Genomic DNA, 14,471 nt, shown 5'->3' with positions numbered 1-14,471 from the left:
ATGAAAAGGCGCTCTGTCGGAAGTTCGGATTGAGGTAGGTACATGTCGCCGTGGCTGACAGTCGTGGGAATCGGAGAAGACGGTTACAAGGGCCTGGGCAAGAACGCCCGGCACGCTCTGCTGCACGCTGATCAGGTGTTCGGCGGTCCGCGCCAGCTGGCATTGCTGCCGCCGTGCATTCGCGCTGAGCGGCGTGCATGGCCGAGTCCATTTTCGCTGAACCCGGTGCTGGAACAGCGCGGTGCCGAAATCTGCGTACTGGCCAGTGGCGATCCGATGCTGTTCGGCGTCGGCGCCAGCCTGGCACGCGTAGTCGCCATCGACGAAATGCGCATTCTGCCCGCCCCTTCTTCTTACTCTCTGGCCGCCGCTCGTCTGGGCTGGCCGTTGCAGGAAGTCGTTACCTTGTCAGTGGTTGCCCGTCCGGTAGCCGCATTGAACGCTCATTTCCATCATGGCGTACGTCTGCTGGTGCTGAGCAATGATGGCAGCAGCCCCGCAGTGATTGCCGGTTTGCTGCGCGAACGAGGCTTTGGCCCTAGCCGCATGACGGTCCTGGAGCACCTGGGAGGTGAAGCCGAACGGCGCGTCGAGGGGCTGGCCAGTGAATGGGGCAATCCCGAGATCGCTGCGCTGAACCTGGTTGCCGTCGATTGTCGCGCCGACGCCAGCGCCATTCGCCTGAGTACAGTGGCCGGTTTGCCAGACAGCGCTTTCGAGCATGACGGCCAGTTGACCAAACGCGACGTGCGGGCCATCACCCTTGCCCGCCTTGCTCCGGTGCCGGGTGAACTGCTTTGGGACGTCGGCGCGGGCTGCGGTTCCATCGGCATCGAATGGATGCGCGCGCACCCGACCTGCCGGGCGATGGCCATAGAAGCGGACGAAGGCCGTCAGCAACTGATCGAATTCAATCGCGATGCGTTGGGCGTGCCGGGCCTGCAATTGGTCCGCGGCAGCGCGCCACAGGCGCTGAGCGGTCTGGAGCGTCCGGATGCGATTTTCATCGGCGGTGGCGTGACCCGTATCGGCGTGCTGGAAACCTGCTGGGAGCAGTTGCGCTCCGGCGGGCGGCTGGTCGCCAATGCAGTAACCCTGCAAAGCGAGGCTGCACTCATGGCCTGGCGCGAGCGGCATGGCGGCGAACTGACGCGTATTCACGTCGCCCATGCTCAGCCTCTTGGCGAGTTCGATACGTGGCGTCAGGCATTGCCGATCACTCTGCTGGATGTAGTCAAACCCTGATGCGCGAAGAAACCGCCGAACAGCCTGCTCCGCTGCGCAGTGGCCTGACCACTGGCAGCTGCGCCACCGCAACCAGCCTCGCGGCGGCGCGGCTGTTGCTCAGCGGGCAAATCAGCGATGCGGTGGAAATTGTGTTGCCCAAGGGTAAACAGGTGCAGATGCGCCTGGAGTTCTGCCGCCTTGTGGATAACTTCGCCGAAGCCGGAACGCTCAAGGATGCCGGGGACGATCCCGACGTTACTCACGGCGCGCTGGTGTTTGCGCGCGTCAGGCTGGAAATGGCACCCGGCGTGCGCTTCGTGGCAGGCGCAGGTGTAGGCAGCGTGACCCGCCCCGGCCTGGTGTTGGCGGAGGGCGAGCCCGCCATCAACCCGGTGCCTCGACGCATGATGACCGAACACTTGCTGCAGCTGGCGGAAGAACTCGGCTACAGCGGTGGTTTCGAGGTTACGATTGGCGTCGAGGGCGGCGAAGCGCTGGCGCTCAAAACCATGAATCCGCGCCTCGGTATTCTCGGCGGACTGTCGATTCTCGGCACCAGCGGGATTGTCCGGCCCTTCTCCTGCGCGGCGTACATCGCGTCGATCCATCAGGGCATCGACGTCGCCACCACCAACGGCTATCGGCATATTGCCGCCTGCACCGGCAACGCCAGCGAAGACACCATGCGCCGCGTGTACAACATCCCGGATATCGCCCTGATCGAAATGGGCGATTTCGTCGGTGCAGTGCTCAAGCACCTGCGCAAGGTGCCTGTGGATAAGTTGAGCCTGTGCGGTGGCTTCGGCAAGATCAGCAAACTGGCCGCAGGCCACATGGATCTGCACAGCCGCCATTCGAGCATCGACCTGCCGCAACTGGCGCTGTGGGCGGCGGATATCGGCGCGGACGCAGACCTGCAACAGCGTATTCGCGATGCCAATACCAGCCAGCAGGCGCTTGCGATGAGCGCTGCGGCGGGTGTGCCGCTGGGTGATGAGGTGTGTCGTCATGCGCTGGCTTTTGCCCGTAGCGTGGTGCCTGCACAGGTTCAGGTCGAAGTGTTCGCCATCGACCGCCAGGGCGGAATTGTCGGTCAGGCGGGCGTTGCGTTATCGAAGGAACACACATGAAACGAATTCTGCTGTTGGGCGGCATTACCGAAGCGCTGGCGATTGCACGCAGGCTCGGGCCTGAGCACATCTATAGCCTGGCAGGTGTGGGTCGAGTGCCGGCAGATCTGGCCTGTCAGTTGAAAGTTGGCGGCTATGGCGGCGCAGAGGGCATGGCGCAGTACATTCGCGAACAGGGCGTCGACTTGCTGCTGGACGCAACCCATCCGTATGCCGCGCAAATCAGCCACAACGCTGCATGTGCGGCCCGGCTGACTGGAATTCCCTGCTGGGCCTTGCGCCGCACTGCCTGGCAGGCTGGTGCGGGTGATGACTGGCGTGAAGTGGCCGACTGGTCAGAACTGGTCACGGCACTGGCGCCCTTCAAGCGGCCACTGTTCACGCTAGGGCGCGAGCCTTTGCAGCATCTGCACGAGATTCCGGAGCATCAATTCTGGACGCTTCGGGCATTGGACAGCTACCCCGGCAATGACCACTGCGAAGTGATCGGCGCGCGCGGCCCGTTTGCACTGGAAGACGAACGTCAGCTGTTTGAACAACGCGATATTGATGTGCTGATCAGCAAAAACAGTGGCAGCAGCTCCACCGAACCCAAGCTTGAAGTCGCCCGCGAGCGCGGCCTGCCCGTCCTGATCCTGAAACGCCCGGAGTTGCCTGAGGTGGATCGGATTTTGGGGAGTGTGGATGAGGTGCTGGAGGCGTTGGGGCTGGAGTGAATGAACCGTCTTCAGTCCTCATGAAAATCGTGAAACAACCCGGCCAGTGGGAGTGAGCTTGCTCACGAAGAGGCCGGTATAGCCGCTGAAAATCAATTGATCCATTAATCCGCCTTCGCGAGCAAGCTCGCTCCCACAGGGTCGTTATTTTCAAAGCCAAATTGCGTCCCATAAGGGATAATCACGCACGCTTTTGACCAAGCCGGCTCGAACAGGATTGGCAACAATATAACGGGCGAAATTTAAAAGGCTTTCTTCAGTGCGGATGCTTACGTCGTGGTATCCGCTTTGCCAAAAAGGTCCACTGCAGCCGCTGGCTCTGTTTATGGTGATCGCGCTTTTCGATTTGACGCGCTGTACAACTCTGGATAACGAGTGGCTATTCAACTGCAGCAGCCAGTGAATATGGTCCGGCATGACGACCCACGCTAATGAATCGGCCAGTTGCTGCTCCTGGGCTTGCCGAAGCTCATCGACGAACAGACGCCCCATGCGCCAGTCAGAAAAAGCAGGTTTTCTCTGGAGTGTTTTCGCGGTGACCAGATAAATCTGGCCTGTACCGGAGATCCGTCCGATGCGCAAACGATGCGACTTTGCCCTCTCACTCATCCCATCACCTTATGGCCGCGTGCTTGGGAGCAACTCTACAAAACGCGCACACTTAGCGGTGCTTAAAGGTTTACCTGAGTGTTTCGTATGTCCAGTCGAGCTGCCCTTCACTCTTTTTCTAAAACCTCCGGAGAACCCCCTCAATGCTCAAAAACGCACTCCTGCTGGCCGCATTACTGCTGCCAGCCTGCTTTGCCCAGGCCCATGAGTACAAGGCTGGGCCGTTGCTGATTGGCCATCCCTGGTCAATGGAGCTGCCGCCCAATGCGCCGACGGTCGCGGCGTATTTCACTGTCGAGAACAAGGGCGACAGCGCAGATCGTCTGATCAGCGTCGACAGCCCCATCGCCGGGCAAGCGCAGTTGCATGAGCATATACATGCCGACGGACTGATGAAGATGCAGCACGTTCAGGCGGTCGACATCCCGGCCGGTGCGAAGGTGAGTTTCGCGCCGATGGCCTGGCACGTGATGCTGCTGGACCTGACAGACCGTTCGAAGCTGGTTACAGGCCAGCGCTTCCCGATGACCCTGCATTTTGAAAAGGCGGGAGATGTCGAGGTGCAGGTCGTGGTACAAAAGCAGGCTCCGGAACACCAGCACTGAGTCGTTTCACAGAGTGAGCACCTTACGCCGCGTTCGCGACAGCTCAGCCACCCGTAACAAACGGGGCGCATGGCTGAGTCTGTTCGCCATGTTGATGATCTTTATCGGTCCACTGGTTTCCCAGTCGATGCCGATGGATCATCACGCCGGCATGTCGATGTCCATGCCAGCCAGTATGGATATGTCGGCAGACAGCCACGCCCATCACGGCGGCGAGCATTCCATGCCTGCCGACGCGGGCATGAGCGATCACGCGCTGTGGGCAAAATGCGGCTATTGCACACTGCTGTTCAGTTGCCCGGCGCTGCCCCATGTGCTGGAACTGGTCGCAGCCCCGCCGCCAAGGCCGGGTGATTTCTTTGCCTCGCAGCCGCTGCCGGGGCATGCACACAAGGCTATATTCCCCAATGCCCGAAGCCGGGCACCGCCAGCGCTCACCACGGCATAACCCGAAAAAAAGATTCCACGACGGCGCGCAGCTTAAGGCTGCGCGCCATTCGTGCTGTGTTATCCCTATTGGGGAGCGTTGAACGTGTCCAAACCTGATGTCTCTTTTTACAACCTTGCCTGGCGATGGCATTTCTATGCAGGGCTGTTCGTCGCGCCGTTCATGATCCTGTTATCGCTGACCGGCATCATTTACCTGTTCAAGCCGCAACTGGACAACCTGATGTACCACGACCTGCTCAGCGTGGCACCGGCCGAGCACCGCCTCACTGCCGACGAGCTGCAACAGCGGGTAAAGAGTGCTTACCCACAGGCAGCCATTGGCAAATATTTCCCACCGTCAAGCACCGAGGGCAGCGCACAGTTTTTGATCAGCGAGCAAGGCCGCGAGGTGAATGTCTTCATTGATCCCTATCGCGGCGAGATTCTTGGCACCCAGGACGCCAAAAAGAACCTGCAAGCGATTGCCCGCGCACTGCATGGCGAGCTGATGATCGGTACGCTGGGTGACCGGCTTGTCGAGCTGGCGGCTGGCTGGGGGATTGTGCTGGTGGTCTCCGGCCTTTATCTATGGTGGCCCCGAGGGCGCTCGGCCGCTGGCGTGTTCTGGCCACGCCTGACCGCCAGGGGGCGCGTGCTGTGGCGTGATCTGCATGCGGTGACCGGTTTCTGGGGTGCGTTTTTGCTGCTGTTCATGCTGTTGAGCGGCATGACCTGGACCGGGCTGTGGGGCAAACAATACGCTGCGGTATGGAACACCTTTCCGGCAGCCATGTGGACTGACGTGCCCAAGTCCGACAAGCAGGCTGGCGAGTTGAACAATGCCAGCGTGCAGACCGTGCCATGGGCCATGGAAAATACGCCGATGCCGGTTTCAACCGGCGAGCATGCCGAGCACATGGACCACATGCATATGTCCAGCGCACCGGCAGCGCCAACCGTGTCATTGCAGCGAGTTGTCGACATTGCACGCGCCAGAGAGATCGTACCGGGCTACAGCATCACCCAGCCTAAAACAGCTGATGGCGTGTTCACTGTGTCGGTGTTCGCCGACGACCCGCGCGATGACGCGACGCTGCATATCGATCAGTACACCGGCAAGGTGTTGGCCGACGTGCGCTACGTTGATTACAGCGCAGTGTCCAAGGCCACCGAGCTGGGCGTGATGCTGCATGAAGGAAAGTTTTTCGGCTGGATCAACCAATTGCTGATTCTGCTGGTCTGCCTGATGGTACTGCTCAGCTCGGTCAGTGGGTTGGTGATCTGGTGGAAGCGCCGACCTCGAAGCGGGCTGGGTGTACCGCCATTGCGCCACGACCTGCCACGCTGGAAAACCGCGACGATGGTCATGATTGCCCTGGGCGTCATATTCCCTCTGGTGGGTATTTCGATGCTGATTGTCTGGGTGCTTGATCGAATAGTGCTTTCACGCTTTGCCAAAACTGCGGCAACAGCTTAGATTGCTCGCTGCGGGGCCTGAAACCATTGAGTGGCGTTGTGATGAATTCCTCCTCATACCCGGTTTCAGGTCCCGCCCTGCTTTGAACCTTCCATGCCCCCGAAACTTCCTACCGACCAGATCGCCAATGCTGCCTTCACCGACCTGCGCTGGCCGATAGCCGTGCGCCGTCAGCCCTGACTACATGAAATGAACCGCCCGGCTAATGCCTCAAGCGGATCATCCATCATGCAGGCGAATCGGCACAATGAACCTACCGCTCATAACATCAACACCACCTCCACAACGTTCACTTGCCAGCGACACGTATCCACCTGGTTTCAGCAAAGCAACCCAGGAGCTGGCCAGTACCCTGCTCTCCCCCCTCAAACCCGAGCTGGATGTGCAGACAACATGGCTGACCTACCTTGACAGCAAAGAAATACCGAACGAGGGAGCCAATATTCACAGTGTTCCGCTGATCCCCAGTCTGATCGAGCACTTCACCGGCCTTCTGAACTGGACCGACCATGATGTGCAAGGCCTTTACCCGACTCCGTCGTCCACTTCGCAAACACCAGCCATCCAACCGCTGGGCCGCGCAGCTATCGCGACTTTCTATACCCAGGTCAGCCAGCAACTGGAACAGTTCTATAGCCAGAAACTTGAGGACTACTGGAGCATTGCAACATCGGATGGCGAAACCAAGGGACACCAGTTTGTAGCCGAGCAGATCGAGTGCATGAAATCTGAATGCGCGGTGCAGATTGCCCTCGAAAAAATGACGACCGGGCACTACAGCCTGCTGTCGGCAGCATTGGCAGCTTGCGCCCCTGGCCCCGACGGAAATACTGCCGAGCTGCAGCCACACAGCGTTTATGGACTTTCGGCAAGCGCTGGTGATAGCCCTCCGCTTTCGTTTTACGGGGCGTTTGTAATCGCAAGACGCCTTCGTGATGAACCTGTGCAGATCGATCAGGAGGAGCTTGAAGATGTGCTGCTGTTCACCCCGCATGACGGGCTGGAAGCATTTGCATCCTTGACACAAATGAACGAAACCCTTGCTCGACGAGGGGCTGAACCTGATTACAGACGACGTCTGCTGGCTGATTCCAGGGCTGACCAACCAGTCCAGGCTGCACCTGACAGCAGCATCTTGCAGTGGCAATACACTTTGCTGGAAGGCAACTTTCTAAGCCTGTTGCATACACGCCAGATCACCAGACAGCAATCTATGTTCGCTCAGGCCGTACAGCTTGCCCGCACCCAACGAATGGATGCGGTTTGTTTCGAGCAATCGATAGTGCAACTACTGGGATCAGAAGTTTACTTCGACCACCATTGCGGCTCGATAACGATCTGGTGGAAAGCCAGATGCCTGCATGGTGGAAAACCATGAAGCAGTCGCAGCGCATTGAATGGCATGAGCAGGCGCAGCGGTTTGGCCAATCGGTTGTGAATATTCGCAAAAACAGCAAGGACCACTTCGGTCAGCCGGATAACGACAGCCGCACTTACTTCACGCGCTATATCGACAAGCAGCTCGAGGACGTATTGAAACGAGCCTCAGTGGAGGTAGCAGCGCAGCACATTATTGTTTCACTGACCTATATAACCGGCACTGAAGTGCTGGATATTCCCGGCGCGCCTATGATGCCTGCAACCGAGACCGTGAATACGTCGCTATGGCAGTTGGCACACACCCATGCCTACCGGGCCAAAGCTAAGGATGCATTGCTGATCCAGGCTATGGATAGTGAAGGCGCAGTCATCAGCAAACTGGACAAAACCACCGTCAAGGAATTGGTTAAAAGCCAATTGGCTTTTGCTGACATAAAAAAGCGGCACACTCGGATGGTGTGTTGATCGGTTCACGCAGCCTCTAATGTCCCCATTAGAGGCTTTATATCATGTTCGTAACCTCGCTTTTGTCCACCAAAGGTGGTGTCGGAAAAACCACGCTGGCTGCCAACCTGGGCGGCTTCTGCGCCGACGCCGGCTTGAAGGTCCTGCTCATAGACATGGACCCGGTCCAGCCTTCACTGTCCTCTTACTACCCCATGACAGAGGAAGTCAGCGGCGGCATCTTCGACCTGATCGCACACAACCTCACTGATCCAGAAAGAATCATCTCCCGGACCAGCATCCCAAACCTGTCTCTGATCCTGTCAAACGATCCGAACAACCAGTTGATCAACCTGCTGCTCCAGGCACCTGACGGACGGCTTCGACTGGCTCATCTCCTGAAAGCGTTTGCGAACCAATTCGATCTGATCCTCATAGATACTCAAGGCGCACGCAGCGTCATGCTGGAAATGGTGGTGTTAGCGTCAGATCTGGCCGTTTCACCCTTACCACCGAACATGCTGAGCGCCCGGGAATTTAACCGTGGCACATTGCAGATGCTTGAAGGCCTGCGTCCTTACTCAAGGCTGGGACTGCTCGTTCCCCCCATCAAGGTCGTGGTGAACTGTCTCGACCAGACTGTTGATGCCCGCGAGATCCATGACGCGATCAGAAGGACTTTTGCTGACAACACTGAGATCGACGTCCTCAGAAATACAGTTCCCGCTTCAGTTATTTTCCGCCAAGGTTCAACCGCAGGCATGTCGGCTCATCGGATAGAGTACAAGCAACCTAGCAATCGCCGCGCGCCCAGCGCCCTGAAGATCATCCGAGATCTGGCCATCGAGCTTTTTCCGCAATGGGCGGACCGCTTTGAGTCAATGACCGAAAACGCCGTTGAAACCCTTGTCAAAGGGGGCCATTGAGATGGCCTGCGTCGACGATCAGGACTTGCCGTCCCTGGCAAGCATCGGGAGGGCGTGATGGATATATCCAATATGTCACCCCCTCACTCCGTCGAAGCCGAACAAGCGGTGCTTGGCGGGCTGATGCTCGACAACGAGTCATGGGATTTGATCGCAGACCGCATCAAAGCCGATGACTTTTTCCGGGCCGAGCACCGTCTGATCTTCCAGAGCATTGCGGCGCTGGCTGAATCGAACAGGCCATTTGACGTGGTCACGGTGTCCGACTCCATTGCGGCCATAGATGCTGCTGGTGGCTTGGCTTACCTCAGTGAGCTCGCCAAGAACACGCCCTCCGTGGCTAACATCAAGGCGTATGCCGACACAGTGAGCAACCGAGCTCATCTGCGTCGGCTGATTTCACACGGCTATGCATGCACCCGGGAGGCTTCGGATCCTCAGGCGGATGCGGCTGTCGTGCAGGACGTCATCGAGCAGCAGCTGTTTGCTCTGGGACAAGGACGGCAGACGTCTGACTTTGTTGACGTCAACCAGATGCTCCTGCAGGTGGTCGACAAGATCGATCATCGCTTCAACGCAGGAGAGTCGGTGGTTGGAGTGCCCACTGGACTGTCCGATCTGGATGAGTTGACGGGTGGCTTACAGCCAGCGGATCTGATCATCCTCGCTGCAAGGCCATCGATGGGAAAAACCAGTCTGGCGCTGAATTTCGTGGACGCTGCGCTTCAGAAAGATGACCACTCCACTGTTCATATCTACAGCTTGGAGATGCCAGCCGAAGCGATCATTTACCGGCTTCTATCCATATTAGGGCATCTGAATCTTGAGAAGCTGATACGCGGACAGCTCGAAGATGAGGATTGGTCGAGGCTCTCAATGGCAGTGGCCAAGGTCAATTCCTACAGGGACCGCCTTGTCATTGATGACCAAGCAGACCTGACGCCTTCGGCAATTCGTGCCCGGGCACGCAGAGGGGCACGGCGTTTCGGAAAGCCAGCCCTGATCATGATCGACTATCTGCAAATGATGAAGTGCCCTGGCACGGAAAATCGGGCCAACGAAATCAGCGAGATATCTCGCTCGCTCAAAGCGCTGGCCAAGGAGTTCGACTGCCCTGTCGTCGCGCTCTCTCAACTAAACAGAGAGCTGGAGAGACGTCCGAACAAGCGGCCTATCAATGCGGACCTACGTGACTCGGGCGCGCTTGAGCAGGATGCGGACCTAATTCTCTTCGTGTATCGGGATGAGGTTTACAACGCCGACACCGAGCACAAAGGCATCGCCGAGCTGATCCTTGGCAAGCATCGCAATGGCTCGCTCGGCACCGTCAGAACGGCTTTCATCCCCCAGCACACCCGTTTTGAAAATCTTTCGGCCAGCACCTGGCAAGGAGCAAGGGCATGACGTCCTTCATTGAACTGACAAAGGAATCTCTTGCCCCTCATCTGCACGAAGCAATAAGTCAATGCCTGACAGAAAAGCCTCATCCGTCTGCTTGGCTGGTGGATGACATCATGCTGATAGATGCAGCCGCCCTGAGCGCGCTTATCAGCATTGCATTGAACCCTCTACCAAGTCGGCAAATTCCGAGCGATTTGGCTGACCTTCTGCTGCAACTCGAATTGGTATCACGTCCGCAACGCTACGTTCTGAGGTATGACTCGAAATTCGGCGGTCGAGCGCGTTGGCGTCCATTGTTGCAGCTCGCCAAAGGCGAGCTACCTGACAACGCACTTCTGGATGCATTTCCCTGGTTCTGCCATGAGGTTGAAGATCACCCCTTCATGGCACTGGGTATCCCCGGGGATATATACGCCACACGTCCTCAGGCGAATCGTTGGAGTCTAGCTCTGTTGCTTCCCGATCCCTCCACGCTTGCTTCGCACCATAGGCCATCTCCAGTCCTGCCAGCTCCTCATGCAGTGATAGCCACTTATCGCGAGGAGTCATTTGTCGGATCTGATCAGGAAACCAGGAGTGCCGGAGAATGAGTGCATATTCAATCGCCTCCAAGCCTGACAGATCCCAGTTTCTTGCGACAGCCAGTGAATCACCCAACGCAGCCAGACAAAAGGTCTGTTCATACCACTGTCGCTGTGCAACGAAGTTAAACCCTAGCAGCGCCTGCGCGGACTTCCAAATTTCTTCCGCAAGCGCATCGTACGACTGTACTTCTCTAGGTTTCATGCCGGACCTCCGGTGGTTTGGGTTTTTGTTTGGAAACCAAACTCTACCACCGGTTGCGTCCGGCACCCTTTCCCCACGAGTCCGTGCGGTCCTGCCCGCTCATGTTCAACGGTCTGCTGTCCAGCCGTATGAGGCCCACTCGCTATGAATACGCCAACTGACTTCAGCACAGCAACACTTGTCTGGTCGCAGTCAACGCCAACCCAACTCGGCTACTATTGGTTCTGGAATGGAACAGAAGGCATGTCCCCTCAGCCTTTTGCGCTGACCGACGTCCGTCAAGCACCCAGCGGTTGGTGGTTGGAAATGACAACACCACCGGCTCCCCTGTCAGCGCCAAAACAGGTACAGGGCTCGCTCTCGATAGAGCTTCTACGTGAGGCGCTGGCCTTGGCCGTGCGCCACACGATTGAAAACGACCCGCCCGAAGCCCGCAAAGCCTGGCTCACCGAACACCACGTTTGGGCTCTGTACCCAGCACTGTATCGGGATCTCGCCCGCGCACTGATCGACCTCGATCCATCGTTACAGGTGCCCAATCAGAACGATCTTATCAGACAGCTTGCGCAGTCCCATCTGATCGCTCGCCCCAGAGCCGTCGCGGTACGCGAAACGGGCAGCACCAGTTTCTCACACCTTAACCTGGCTGTAGAGATCGCCCCTGAGCACGTTTGGGGTGACGGCGAACAACGCCCACCACTCTGGTACGAGACGTTTGCCGACGGTCCTGCACTCAAGCAGGTGGCAGACCTGATGGGTTTACCACCCATCCCAGAAGATCAACCTCGACTGGCTCTGGGTTCTTTACTCCCCAAGCCTCAATCGCAGCCTGATCAATGGGCAGGCTCAGTAAATCCTCGTGTAGTGCTAGCCATTTACTGGCAGGCGGCAGAGCTTGCACCTGAGGAAGAAACCAGGAGTATTTTCTGATGATCGCAAAATCTACGGCATCCATGCCCTTGAGCGGCCATCCACGCGCTTGCGCTAAGGCATTACCCAGTGCCGACAGTGCATATATCGGCAATCGCTGGTTTCTCGCCCTGACTTTAGCCATCGGGGAACTGTTTTCAGCGGGATATCGGTCTTCCAACGCCAACAGGAGTTGGTCGTACCAACTTTTTTCAACTGTGTCCATGCCGGACCTCCGGTGGTTTGGGTTTTCGTTTGGAAACCGAACTCTACCACTGGCTGAGTCCGGCACCCTTTCCCCACGAGTGCGCGCGGTCCTGCCCGCTCAGGTTCAACGGTCTGCTGGTCAGCCGTCTGAGGCCCACTCGCTATGAATACGACAACCGACTTCAGCACTGCAACACTTGTCTGGTCGCAGTCAACGCCAACCCAACCCGGCTACTATTGGTACTGGGATGGAAAAGAGGGTAATGCCCCTACTCCATTTCAAATAGTCGACTTACGACAAGCGCCTGCAGGTTGGTGGGCAGACATGCTCACGCCCAAAAAACCAAACTCAGTATCGGTAGAGACACCGCTGCCCGCCACCGCCACGCTTTTATCGTCGCCGGATATGCCAGGTATTTCCAGCGAAATACTCTGTACCGCGCTCATTGAAGTTTGCCGTCATCAACTCACCTACGAAGGCGTCAGGACCAACGCCTGGCTCGTCAATGATGTGCTCCTGACCGCTCAACAGTGGCTATTTGCCGAAATTCGAACTTACTTCGAAGACAACACCGACCTGTTGGTTGACGGTCGAGCCTTTAACAGCAAAACCATGATGGACAGGCTCAGAGATGAACAACTGATCAGCGAACGCTGTGCTGCCGTAATGAATCAGCACGAAGGTAATTTTCAGTTCTCGGAAGTCATTCGCATAAATCCCGAGATTATTTGGGGGGAAAGCGAACCACGTCCTATGTCATGGCTCACAAAACCATTCGATTGCATGGGTTTGCGGGTAGTTGAAAGCCGGGCGAATCGCAACACCAAGGGGCGTCGCGGCTCCCTGCCTCTCCTAATGGCTCTCCTGCCAGATCAAGCCACGCGTCCTTCTCAGGTGCATTCAGCTCAAGGCCTGCCAGGGTTTCATGGAGTACTAGCCACTTATCCCGAATTGGCATGGCCCGAACTGTCCCAAGCAGCCAAGGAATCGCTATGAATACGTGTGCTAAGGCCCTTTTGATTACAGATGAATGCCGCAACTGCGGCCAACATCTTCCAGCTCATGTGGCGATGACGGCAGCGGAGTGCCCGGTATGCCATAGCGGCGACTTGGTCGAGGTCCTCACGGTCGAGACCAAGGCACTTGATGCAGCGCTCAATCAGATGCCCCGCTGCATGGAGTACACCGTTGTGTTTCGTATGGAAGATGGCTGTTCGCGTCGCTCGTTCATGGAGAAGCTCACCGAGACTTTCGCCGACCAGGAGGTTGAAATCCTGGAGATCCAGGCGGGTAACAAGCTCAGCGGATCGGAGGAACAGTGACATGGCGCGCCACTACAACATTCTTGAAGAGGATCTACCCAGTCAGTCAGATCGAGAGAGAGACAGGCTGCGGATCGAGAAGGCCATTACGGAATACTTCAATCGCGGAGGGTCCATCCAACGAGTGGAAGCCGATCAGCGTGTGAATGCCCCTTCGTTCATCATCAATGCTGAAAAAACGGCCCTGTTGAAGGCTGGTACTGAGTCTCAGAAGCAGAAAAAAGCAAATGCGCTCAGCGATACCGAGCTGGCACGCTTGCTTAGAGCTCACTGCACTGCCGGTTCATCACTCTTTTCAGCAGCTGCGTCGCTCAATCAAACGCGTAAGCGTTGTGAGGCCATAGCTCGCCGCTACCAGATCCCCTTTCGCTCGGCTGCTTTCGGCAATGCGAGGGCACGATCATGAGCAATATGCCTGCATCTATTCGAGGCGCAAAAAAATCTCTGCAGGCGTTGGCTGACTTCGCCATTTCGCAGGGATGGGCGGTCCATCGCACTCACGGTGGCCACGTCAAGTTCACCAAAGGTGGATGTTCGCCCATTTTCACCTCGTTCACACCCAGCGACCACAGGGCCGGCCTCAATGCTCGCGCTCAACTGCGCCGCGCACACCCCCTCAGCCATGATGGAGAACGCCATGTTGAATAGCGAAACCGTGAATATCCGTGACGACGACAAAGACGAAAAGTTTGTTGTTCGTTTCCCGATGGGAATGAGAGCTCGGCTATCGATGGCTGCCAAAGCCAGTCATCGCTCCATGAATAGCGAATGCGTACACCGCATCGACTGCAGCCTGAAGCAAGATCAGGAGATCGCCAGGCTCAAGGCCGTGATCGATGTGTTGCTCAACGGCGGGACGCCAGCGAGCAATGTCGTTCAACTTTCTGAGGCGGGTCAATAAT

Annotated in this window: 16 protein-coding genes and 1 pseudogene; 16 read left to right on the top strand and 1 reads right to left on the bottom strand. The window is 57.4% G+C overall.

The window, feature by feature from the left end; all coding sequences use genetic code 11:
- Positions 1-42: 42 nt before the first annotated feature.
- Genes LJU29_RS04140 through LJU29_RS04130 form a run of 3 tightly spaced genes read left to right on the top strand, consistent with a single transcriptional unit; the run spans position 43 to position 3,073 of the window.
- Positions 43-1,245, top strand: a complete 1,203-nt coding sequence (locus tag LJU29_RS04140) for a bifunctional cobalt-precorrin-7 (C(5))-methyltransferase/cobalt-precorrin-6B (C(15))-methyltransferase (RefSeq protein ID WP_002555385.1) — start codon at positions 43-45, stop codon at positions 1,243-1,245.
- The gene (locus LJU29_RS04135) at positions 1,245-2,357 is read left to right on the top strand and encodes a cobalt-precorrin-5B (C(1))-methyltransferase (RefSeq protein WP_257111691.1); all 1,113 of its coding nucleotides are present in this window, start codon (positions 1,245-1,247) and stop codon (positions 2,355-2,357) included. Before LJU29_RS04140 ends, LJU29_RS04135 begins: the two co-directional genes overlap by 1 nt.
- Complete coding sequence (locus tag LJU29_RS04130) at positions 2,354-3,073, top strand: cobalt-precorrin-6A reductase (RefSeq protein WP_122321140.1); 720 nt, start codon at positions 2,354-2,356, stop codon at positions 3,071-3,073. The genes LJU29_RS04135 and LJU29_RS04130 overlap by 4 nt, the downstream gene beginning before the upstream one ends.
- A gap of 150 nt (positions 3,074-3,223) precedes the next feature.
- On the opposite strand, the gene LJU29_RS04125 is transcribed toward LJU29_RS04130, so the two are convergent.
- A complete protein-coding gene (locus LJU29_RS04125; protein WP_122321142.1) occupies positions 3,224-3,682 on the bottom strand; it encodes an REP-associated tyrosine transposase in 459 nt (152 codons plus the stop codon).
- A gap of 143 nt (positions 3,683-3,825) precedes the next feature.
- Between LJU29_RS04125 and LJU29_RS04120 the strand changes: the two genes are divergently transcribed.
- The 13 genes and pseudogenes from LJU29_RS04120 to LJU29_RS04060 all read left to right on the top strand — a co-directional run bounded on the left by LJU29_RS04120 (position 3,826) and on the right by LJU29_RS04060 (position 14,470).
- Positions 3,826-4,287, top strand: a complete 462-nt coding sequence (locus tag LJU29_RS04120) for a copper chaperone PCu(A)C (RefSeq protein WP_005753166.1) — start codon at positions 3,826-3,828, stop codon at positions 4,285-4,287.
- 13 nt (positions 4,288-4,300) lie between these two features.
- Positions 4,301-4,735: a DUF2946 domain-containing protein gene (locus tag LJU29_RS04115; RefSeq protein WP_005753167.1), complete on the top strand. Its 435-nt coding sequence runs from the start codon at positions 4,301-4,303 to the stop codon at positions 4,733-4,735.
- Positions 4,736-4,819: 84 nt separating this feature from the next.
- Positions 4,820-6,193: a PepSY-associated TM helix domain-containing protein gene (locus LJU29_RS04110; protein ID WP_057422714.1), complete on the top strand. Its 1,374-nt coding sequence runs from the start codon at positions 4,820-4,822 to the stop codon at positions 6,191-6,193.
- A gap of 247 nt (positions 6,194-6,440) precedes the next feature.
- Positions 6,441-7,981, top strand: a pseudogene (locus tag LJU29_RS04105) (dermonecrotic toxin domain-containing protein); the annotation flags it as partial.
- Positions 7,982-8,082: 101 nt separating this feature from the next.
- Positions 8,083-8,943, top strand: coding sequence for a ParA family protein (locus LJU29_RS04100; RefSeq protein WP_002552583.1), 861 nt, complete (start codon positions 8,083-8,085; stop codon positions 8,941-8,943).
- Positions 8,944-9,000: 57 nt separating this feature from the next.
- The gene (gene dnaB, locus LJU29_RS04095; RefSeq protein WP_055001702.1) at positions 9,001-10,347 is read left to right on the top strand and encodes a replicative DNA helicase; all 1,347 of its coding nucleotides are present in this window, start codon (positions 9,001-9,003) and stop codon (positions 10,345-10,347) included.
- On the top strand, positions 10,344-10,934 hold the full coding sequence (locus LJU29_RS04090) for a hypothetical protein (RefSeq protein WP_257111690.1): 591 nt from the start codon (positions 10,344-10,346) through the stop codon (positions 10,932-10,934). The genes dnaB and LJU29_RS04090 overlap by 4 nt, the downstream gene beginning before the upstream one ends.
- Before the next feature lie 340 nt (positions 10,935-11,274).
- The gene (locus tag LJU29_RS04085) at positions 11,275-12,060 is read left to right on the top strand and encodes a hypothetical protein (protein ID WP_223282472.1); all 786 of its coding nucleotides are present in this window, start codon (positions 11,275-11,277) and stop codon (positions 12,058-12,060) included.
- 511 nt (positions 12,061-12,571) lie between these two features.
- On the top strand, positions 12,572-13,243 hold the full coding sequence (locus LJU29_RS04080) for a hypothetical protein (RefSeq protein ID WP_155511866.1): 672 nt from the start codon (positions 12,572-12,574) through the stop codon (positions 13,241-13,243).
- Positions 13,240-13,569, top strand: a complete 330-nt coding sequence (locus LJU29_RS04075; RefSeq protein WP_046835504.1) for a hypothetical protein — start codon at positions 13,240-13,242, stop codon at positions 13,567-13,569. Before LJU29_RS04080 ends, LJU29_RS04075 begins: the two co-directional genes overlap by 4 nt.
- 1 nt (position 13,570) lies before the next feature.
- Positions 13,571-13,975: a hypothetical protein gene (locus LJU29_RS04070; protein WP_005747005.1), complete on the top strand. Its 405-nt coding sequence runs from the start codon at positions 13,571-13,573 to the stop codon at positions 13,973-13,975.
- Positions 13,972-14,217 carry a hypothetical protein gene (locus LJU29_RS04065; RefSeq protein WP_032649250.1) on the top strand — a complete coding sequence of 82 codons (246 nt, stop codon included), beginning with the start codon at positions 13,972-13,974 and terminating at the stop codon, positions 14,215-14,217. The genes LJU29_RS04070 and LJU29_RS04065 overlap by 4 nt, the downstream gene beginning before the upstream one ends.
- On the top strand, positions 14,153-14,470 hold the full coding sequence (locus LJU29_RS04060; RefSeq protein ID WP_005747006.1) for an Arc family DNA-binding protein: 318 nt from the start codon (positions 14,153-14,155) through the stop codon (positions 14,468-14,470). Before LJU29_RS04065 ends, LJU29_RS04060 begins: the two co-directional genes overlap by 65 nt.
- Position 14,471: the final 1 nt, after the last annotated feature.

The sequence above is a fragment of the Pseudomonas ficuserectae genome, from assembly GCF_024584585.1.
Classification (GTDB): Bacteria; Pseudomonadota; Gammaproteobacteria; order Pseudomonadales; family Pseudomonadaceae; genus Aquipseudomonas; species Aquipseudomonas amygdali.
The sequence above is the reverse complement of the archived record's forward strand: the minus strand, read 5'-3'. Positions and strand labels throughout refer to the sequence as shown.

Excerpts from the sequence above, each read along its gene's own strand:
- LJU29_RS04140 (WP_002555385.1), top strand. The coding sequence starts at position 43 with ATGTCGCCGTGGCTGACAGTCGTGGGAATCGGAGAAGACGGTTACAAG.
- LJU29_RS04135 (WP_257111691.1), top strand. The coding sequence starts at position 1,245 with ATGCGCGAAGAAACCGCCGAACAGCCTGCTCCGCTGCGCAGTGGCCTG.
- LJU29_RS04130 (WP_122321140.1), top strand. The coding sequence starts at position 2,354 with ATGAAACGAATTCTGCTGTTGGGCGGCATTACCGAAGCGCTGGCGATT.
- LJU29_RS04125 (WP_122321142.1), bottom strand. The coding sequence starts at position 3,682 with ATGAGTGAGAGGGCAAAGTCGCATCGTTTGCGCATCGGACGGATCTCC.
- LJU29_RS04120 (WP_005753166.1), top strand. The coding sequence starts at position 3,826 with ATGCTCAAAAACGCACTCCTGCTGGCCGCATTACTGCTGCCAGCCTGC.
- LJU29_RS04100 (WP_002552583.1), top strand. The coding sequence starts at position 8,083 with ATGTTCGTAACCTCGCTTTTGTCCACCAAAGGTGGTGTCGGAAAAACC.
- dnaB (WP_055001702.1), top strand. The coding sequence starts at position 9,001 with ATGGATATATCCAATATGTCACCCCCTCACTCCGTCGAAGCCGAACAA.
- LJU29_RS04090 (WP_257111690.1), top strand. The coding sequence starts at position 10,344 with ATGACGTCCTTCATTGAACTGACAAAGGAATCTCTTGCCCCTCATCTG.
- LJU29_RS04085 (WP_223282472.1), top strand. The coding sequence starts at position 11,275 with ATGAATACGCCAACTGACTTCAGCACAGCAACACTTGTCTGGTCGCAG.
- LJU29_RS04080 (WP_155511866.1), top strand. The coding sequence starts at position 12,572 with ATGCTCACGCCCAAAAAACCAAACTCAGTATCGGTAGAGACACCGCTG.
- LJU29_RS04075 (WP_046835504.1), top strand. The coding sequence starts at position 13,240 with ATGAATACGTGTGCTAAGGCCCTTTTGATTACAGATGAATGCCGCAAC.
- LJU29_RS04070 (WP_005747005.1), top strand. The coding sequence starts at position 13,571 with ATGGCGCGCCACTACAACATTCTTGAAGAGGATCTACCCAGTCAGTCA.
- LJU29_RS04065 (WP_032649250.1), top strand. The coding sequence starts at position 13,972 with ATGAGCAATATGCCTGCATCTATTCGAGGCGCAAAAAAATCTCTGCAG.
- LJU29_RS04060 (WP_005747006.1), top strand. The coding sequence starts at position 14,153 with ATGCTCGCGCTCAACTGCGCCGCGCACACCCCCTCAGCCATGATGGAG.